Origin of the sequence: Baaleninema sp. (assembly GCF_049974805.1) — a bacterium.
Taxonomy (GTDB): Bacteria; Cyanobacteriota; Cyanobacteriia; order Cyanobacteriales; family Geitlerinemataceae; genus Baaleninema.
In genome coordinates, this window is the sequence record NZ_JBNGCO010000179.1 from 1 (window position 1) to 6,237 (window position 6,237).

Genomic DNA, 6,237 nt, shown 5'->3' on the forward strand with positions numbered 1-6,237 from the left:
TTCCTCCCCGCGCTAAAGCGACGGGGATTCCAAGCTACCGAAAGTTTTACTTGAGCCAGCAGACGCCACGGCTAGCTCGTTCCTCGAAAAGTTTTCAAAAATACCAGGAGTTAAGCACGGGTCGGTCGATCGACTCGGTTTTTCGTTCTGACCTTTCCGTTAAACCGAAATATCGTTAAAAACCGGGTTTCTGCGTAAGTCCTCAATACATGGAGAAGACTGCGTTAAGCTGGACAGCACCGGGAAATCGCCGCTCGATCGAAAGTGTTATCGATCGCGGCGAATTCCCGAACCGAACGTCAACCAAAAGGGGAGTTCGTCGTGCTGGATCTCAACAAAGTCAGTCAACAGTTAGCGGGAACGATCGACCACCTGCGGGAAGAAGCCACCGCCGCCCGCAAGCGCATGGAACGGGCAGAAACCTTATTTCTCCAAGCCTGTCAGCAGCAAGACGCCTTAGTAAAAGCTCAAAAGCGATGGCGCGATCGCATCTGGTTTTCCGCCGCCACCCCCGTCGAACCCCTGGACACCCGCGTTTTACTGAAAGCACCGCCGAAAGCCCACAGCGTCATCGCCACCGACGGTTCCCAAATCGCCCCCAACCAACACGAAATCGCCTATTGCTATCTCCTCAACATCGGACGGGTGGCGTTACACTACGGCCAAAATCGCCAACCCCTCCTCGATAGCATTCCCGAAGTGTTCTACCGTCCCGAAGACCTCTACGTTTCCCGACAGTGGGGAATTCGTACCGAAGAATGGATGGGATATCGGCGCACCGTGGCTGAAGCCACAGAACTGGCGGAGTTAGCCGTTAGCGTGCGGTTGCAAAATCGCAAACCCCCCATGTTGGCGATGGTGGACGGGTCTTTAATTTATTGGTTTTTAGAAAATTTACCCAACGAGGCGATCGATCGTATCCTACCGCCGATGTTGGAAGCCTGGAATCGCCTCCAGTTAGCCGGAGTTCCCTTACTGGGGTATCTCAGCGCCTCCCGCAGTAGCGAAGCCCTGCACTTTCTACGCTTCCAAGCCTGTCCGTTCGACGTACCCAACTGTTCGACAAACTGTCCTTACGTCGCCCCAGAAGAAGGAGAAGTGGTGTTGAAACGCTCCCCCTGTCAAGTGGCCGAACCGTTGCGGGATACCATCTTTTGGGCGACGCAGTTACAACCGGGAGAACGGGGCTGTTTGTGGAAGTCCTCCAATCCCATTTTGAACCTGTACGGCGATCGTCAGACCGTATATTTCTGTTACGTTCACGTGGGAAGTGAAATCGCCCGCATCGACCTTCCCGCTTGGGTGGCGAACAATCCGGATCTTCTCGACACTGCCTTGAGTTTGATGTTAGGACAGGTTTACAAAGGATACGGTTATCCCGTGACGTTAGCCGAAGCTCATAACCAAGCTGTCGTCCGAGGCGGCGATCGACATCGCTTTTTTGCCTTATTAGAACGTCAGATGATCGAAGCTGGGTTGCAAAACGTGGGAACCTCTTACAAAGAAGCGCGAAAACGCCGCAGCATCGCTTAATAGATTGGATAAACCCGCTCAGATTTCAGCAATGAGTACATTAGATTTAGATCGGGAATTCACCTCAGATTTAGACCGAGCCTTAAAAAAATACGATCGCGCCCTCGAATATCTCGAAGACGGCGAAGGGTTCGATCGATCGCCCTCCCTCGACACCTGCTTAGACGTATTACTCCTACGGGACAAAATTCAACGCCTCGTCGCCCAAGAAAGTCCGCCCCCCACCCAAGCCTGTCTCAAACTCATTTCCCTAGACGAACGCCTAACCCAACAGGGAGGCGTCATCGCAAAAACCGTTCCGCTCGAGAAATTTCGAGAACTCGTCGAACCGCCCGAATCGGCGTGGTGGTGGTACTTCCAACCCCCTGAAGAAATTCACCCTTGGGATAAATTAGATTGGCTCTGGGAAATTTTAACCATTCCCGTTCTCACCTGTAACTTCGCTCTCGTGGCGGCGATTTCCTCCCGGTTCTTAGCCGGAGGCCCCGACGCCTTGGGTGCCTTTGCCACCATCGGACAGAGCGTCATAGCCATGTTAGCGGCCGGTGCGCCGCTCAGCAAAGCCGGCCAGCGAATTATCGAACGCTCCCTAACCGCCTTACATCTCCCGAAATATTTATGGCACGAAACCAAATTTGCCTTGGCCGTCTTGGTCTTTCTCGGATTGCTGGGATTTCAAGCCAGTTTACCCAGTATTTCAAGATATTACCTTCGACGGGGTATCGAGGCGCAAGATCGGTTTCAAACCACCGTCGCCCTCGCCAAGTACAAACGAGCAGTAGAACTCGAACCGAACAATATGGAAGCCCATTTCCGCTTGGGTAATATCTACGAAGACTTACTCGAATTCGATAAAGCCCAGGCAGAATATCGAGTCTCACTGCTCGGCGGCTGTATCGAAGCCTATAATAACCTCGCCCGTCTCTACATTGTGAATTCCCAGGACTACACCGCAGCGGCGGCGTTGCTGAAACAGGGACAGTTGAAGTTGGAAAATCGCGAAAACTTCGCTCTTCAATACTGTTCGGCTGCTAGCATTCCGGCGATCGAATATGTATTTTCCAAAAATATGGGCTGGGCGCGGTTGATGCAAGATCGCCCCCTCGAAGCTGAAAGCGAACTCAGAAACGCCATTGCCATTAACCCCCAAGGTGCAGGTCCGCACTGCTTGTTAGCTCAAGCCCTAGAACAGCAAAATAAAAATCCTGCGGCGGCGTTAGAACAATGGGAGCAGTGTTATGCCTTGGCTCGGGGACTCAACCCGGAAGAAGATGCTTGGCTCGATGCGGCTCGCAAGCGGTTGTTTCAAGCGGAGTCTGGGGAGTCGGAGAATTCTCCGGAAACGCCTCTTCCCTGAGACGGTTCGAGACGCTCCCCCTCAGTGGTGCAGAAAACTTTTCGAGATCGGGGATTGACAAAATTTATATTATATGTATTTAATTTGGGGCCAGATCCCCGGCATCCTGGAGATGCCGGGGATCTCCGGTAGCCATTTACCGATTTGAGATTTTTAGGCCAACCCTTTAATACGGCGATATCTTTTCTAACAAGGGTTTCAGGACTTTTCTGCACCACTAAGGACGCTCCCCTCTCAAACTGATGGATTGCCCTTAAAAATTACAGCCGGGCTGGGGACTTGTCCGGAAGGTTTAAGGAAATCTAATTTTCGCGAAAACTCCAGAAAGAAAATACAATCGTCCGGGATGAATCTGGGTTGAGTTTTTTTACAAAAACAGACTGTGCAGCGTTTTTTTTGAGGTATAAAAGGATAGGCATAGAGGTGAGACTGATAGAAATCGCAGTGTCTCACCCGAAACTGGGCATTTCCCAAAAATAGAGAGTTCGTTTGAGATTGCGGGTTTCTCAGTCTGTTGCCGCCCTGCCATAAATGCCCTTCCCGGCTCGATCGTTCTGTCTTGAAACCTTACAACCCAACTACCCATGAAATTCGATCGCTACCTATCTTTCGGCTCTACTTTACTAGCGCTGGCGCTTTCAATGCCCACCGCCGCCGGAGCCTCAGAATTCCTACTGGTGGACGTCAACGGCTCGGCTCAAATCCGACGCTCCGGACAATCTCAGTATCAGCCCGCTCGCGGGGGGATGCGCTTGAACACAGGGGATCTCGTGCAAACGGCAGGCGGCGCTCAAGTCCGCATCCGCTGCTCCGATTTAACTACCACTTGGACGATGAATTCCAATCTCGAGCGGGGGGTCGTCTGGGGCTGTCCTCCCGATGGCGGCTTCAGCTTGAGAGTGGGGCGACAAAGCGACAATACCCTCGGCGGGATAGACCCCAGCATTCCCTATGTCACCACGCCTCGCCGCACGTTTATTTCAAATTCTCAACCCATCATCCGTTGGAATCCCGTCGCGGGGGCCAGTCGCTACACGGTGCAAGTGCTGGGAGATGATGTGAATTGGGAAACGGAGGTCAGCGGGACGCAGGTGCAGTATCCTGGTACGCCGGCGTTGACGCCAGGGGTGGAATATCGGGTTATCGTGGAAGCGGATAACGGGGCGTCTTCTCAGCTCGATGTGGGGGCGGAAACGGCGACGTTCGAGCGGTTGTACCCGGAAGATTTGGAAATTGTGGAAACGGATATTGCTCAGATTCGAGAGCAGGAGTTTCCGGAAGAAACGGAAGCCCTTTCGATCGCTGATATTTATATTCGCGAAGATTTGTTAGCGGCGGCGATCGATACCCTCGAGCCGTTTGTGGCTTCGGGAACCGAGACCCTAGAAGTTTATCAAGTCTTGGGAGATATCTATCGTTACGTGGGTTTGAATTTGTTGGCTGAGGAACGATACGAACGGTCGATCGAAATTGCGACGGCCATCGAAGATATTCAAGGATTGGCAGACGCGCGATCGGGATTAGCGGAAGTGAAGGCGATGTTAGACCAACCCGAGGCGGCGATCAAACTGTTAACGCAAGCCCAAAGCGGTTACGAAACCCTCAACGATACCGAACGAATCGAAGAGTTACAAAAAAGAATTGACGACTTAACGTAATTACCTTAAAAAAAACCGGCAAAAAATGCCGGTTTTTTTTAACAAAAATAGTTTTTTTAATTACGTTTTGATTAGTTAATTTTAACAAAAAAATTCCGGCGTTGCCAACAGTTTTAGACTCTACAAAAATGGTCTTAAATGAGTGTAAAATATGCCGATCGTCTCAAATTAGAAGACCCGTAAAAACCGTACTAACTCCCTCAAACCTATTAACCCAAGAGCCAGAAGCCACATAACTCATGACCAGTTTTCAAGCTGCGGGCTGGGTTCGACTCGGGCTAGTCCTGTTGACCGCCAGCCTGGCGAGTTCCCCAGTTCGCGCCGCATCAGAAAGCCAAATTTTCCCACTCGCCCAAACCCTTTCAACCCCCTCAGACGAGGTTTTCCTCGCGCAAATCACACCGGACGCGACGCTCGGCACTGAAGCCTCCGTCGTCACTCCCAACGCCTCCGTCAACGGCAATCCCGCCACACTTATTGAAGGGGGGGCGACGCGGGGCGCGAACCTTTTCCACAGCTTTCAAGAATTCAACGTGAACAGCTTTGAAAGCGTTTATTTCAACAACCCCGCCAACATCCAGAACATTCTCAGTCGAGTGACGGGAAACAATATTTCCAACATCGATGGAGTGCTGGGCGTCAACGGTTCGGCGAACCTGTTTTTACTCAATCCCAACGGCATCCTTTTCGGTTCCGGAGCCAGTTTAGATATTAGTGGGTCGTTTTTCGCCAGTACCGCTGACAGCCTGGTGTTTGAAAACAACGCAGAATTTAGCGCGACGAATCCCGCATCCGCCCCTTTATTGACCGTCAGCGTTCCCGTCGGGGTGCAGTTGGGCAACAGTCCGGGGACGATTCGGGGAACCGAAGCCAGCTTGGAGATACGCCAACGCGAAACCCTGGCATTGTTAGGAGGAACGATCGATCTCGATGGCGTCCAAATCTCTGCACCAGGGGGGCGAGTCCTCCTAGGAGGAGTCGGCGGTACTGGAACCGTTGCGTTGCAGTTCAGTAATTCAGGGTCGAGAGTGTCTCTAACGGGATGGGAGTTACCCGAAAACCTGGATCGATCGCCGATTTCCTTGACGAACAGTGCCAGCATTACAGTTATCGATCGTATCGGCGGCGAAATCTCGATCGACGCCTCCGATATTACCGTTAGCAGCAGTTCCTTAGATGCTGGAATTGGGGAAGGATTGGGCGTTCCCGACGCCGACTCGGGCAATATCGAACTCAACGCCACAGGAGAACTCACCCTATCCGATAGTAGTTCGATCGCGAATCGCGTTAGAGAGAATTCGGCGGGAAATGCGGGCGATATTCGCGTCGTCGCCAATGTCGTAAACGTACTGGGTTCCGCTTACCTCGATTCAAACACCTCGGGTCAGGGAAATGCGGGTAACGTCAGTCTTACCGGCGACACCGTAAACGTGAGCGAGGGCGCTTTCCTCTTGTCAGAAACAGAAGGTCAGGGAAATGCGGGTAACGTCAGTCTTACCGGCGACACCGTAAACGTGAGCGAGGGCGCTTACCTCTCTTCGGGGACTGAGGGTCAGGGAAATGCGGGTAACGTCACTCTTACCGGCGAAACCGTAAACGTGAGCGAGGGCGCTTACCTTTCTTCAGAGAGTTCAGGTCAGGGAAATGCGGGTAACGTCACTCTTACCGGCGAAACCGTAAACGTGAGCG

At 52.3% G+C, this 6,237-nt stretch carries 4 protein-coding genes; all 4 read left to right on the forward strand.

Annotation, left to right across the window (positions count from 1 at the left end):
- The first annotated feature begins 321 nt into the window (after positions 1-321).
- Positions 322-1,533, forward strand: coding sequence for a DNA double-strand break repair nuclease NurA (locus tag ACP5D4_RS20595; RefSeq protein WP_428013477.1), 1,212 nt, complete (start codon positions 322-324; stop codon positions 1,531-1,533).
- A gap of 31 nt (positions 1,534-1,564) precedes the next feature.
- On the forward strand, positions 1,565-2,890 hold the full coding sequence (locus ACP5D4_RS20600) for a tetratricopeptide repeat protein (RefSeq protein WP_428013476.1): 1,326 nt from the start codon (positions 1,565-1,567) through the stop codon (positions 2,888-2,890).
- 584 nt (positions 2,891-3,474) lie between these two features.
- Positions 3,475-4,548: a tetratricopeptide repeat protein gene (locus ACP5D4_RS20605; protein WP_428013475.1), complete on the forward strand. Its 1,074-nt coding sequence runs from the start codon at positions 3,475-3,477 to the stop codon at positions 4,546-4,548.
- Between the two features lie 239 nt (positions 4,549-4,787).
- Positions 4,788-6,237 (forward strand): filamentous hemagglutinin N-terminal domain-containing protein (locus ACP5D4_RS20610; RefSeq protein ID WP_428013489.1); only part of this gene is annotated, 1,450 nt, incomplete at its 3' end.

Bases quoted from the DNA above. Each gene is read 5' to 3' on its own strand.
- ACP5D4_RS20605 (WP_428013475.1), top strand. From the start codon at position 3,475: ATGAAATTCGATCGCTACCTATCTTTCGGCTCTACTTTACTAGCGCTG.
- ACP5D4_RS20600 (WP_428013476.1), top strand. From the start codon at position 1,565: ATGAGTACATTAGATTTAGATCGGGAATTCACCTCAGATTTAGACCGA.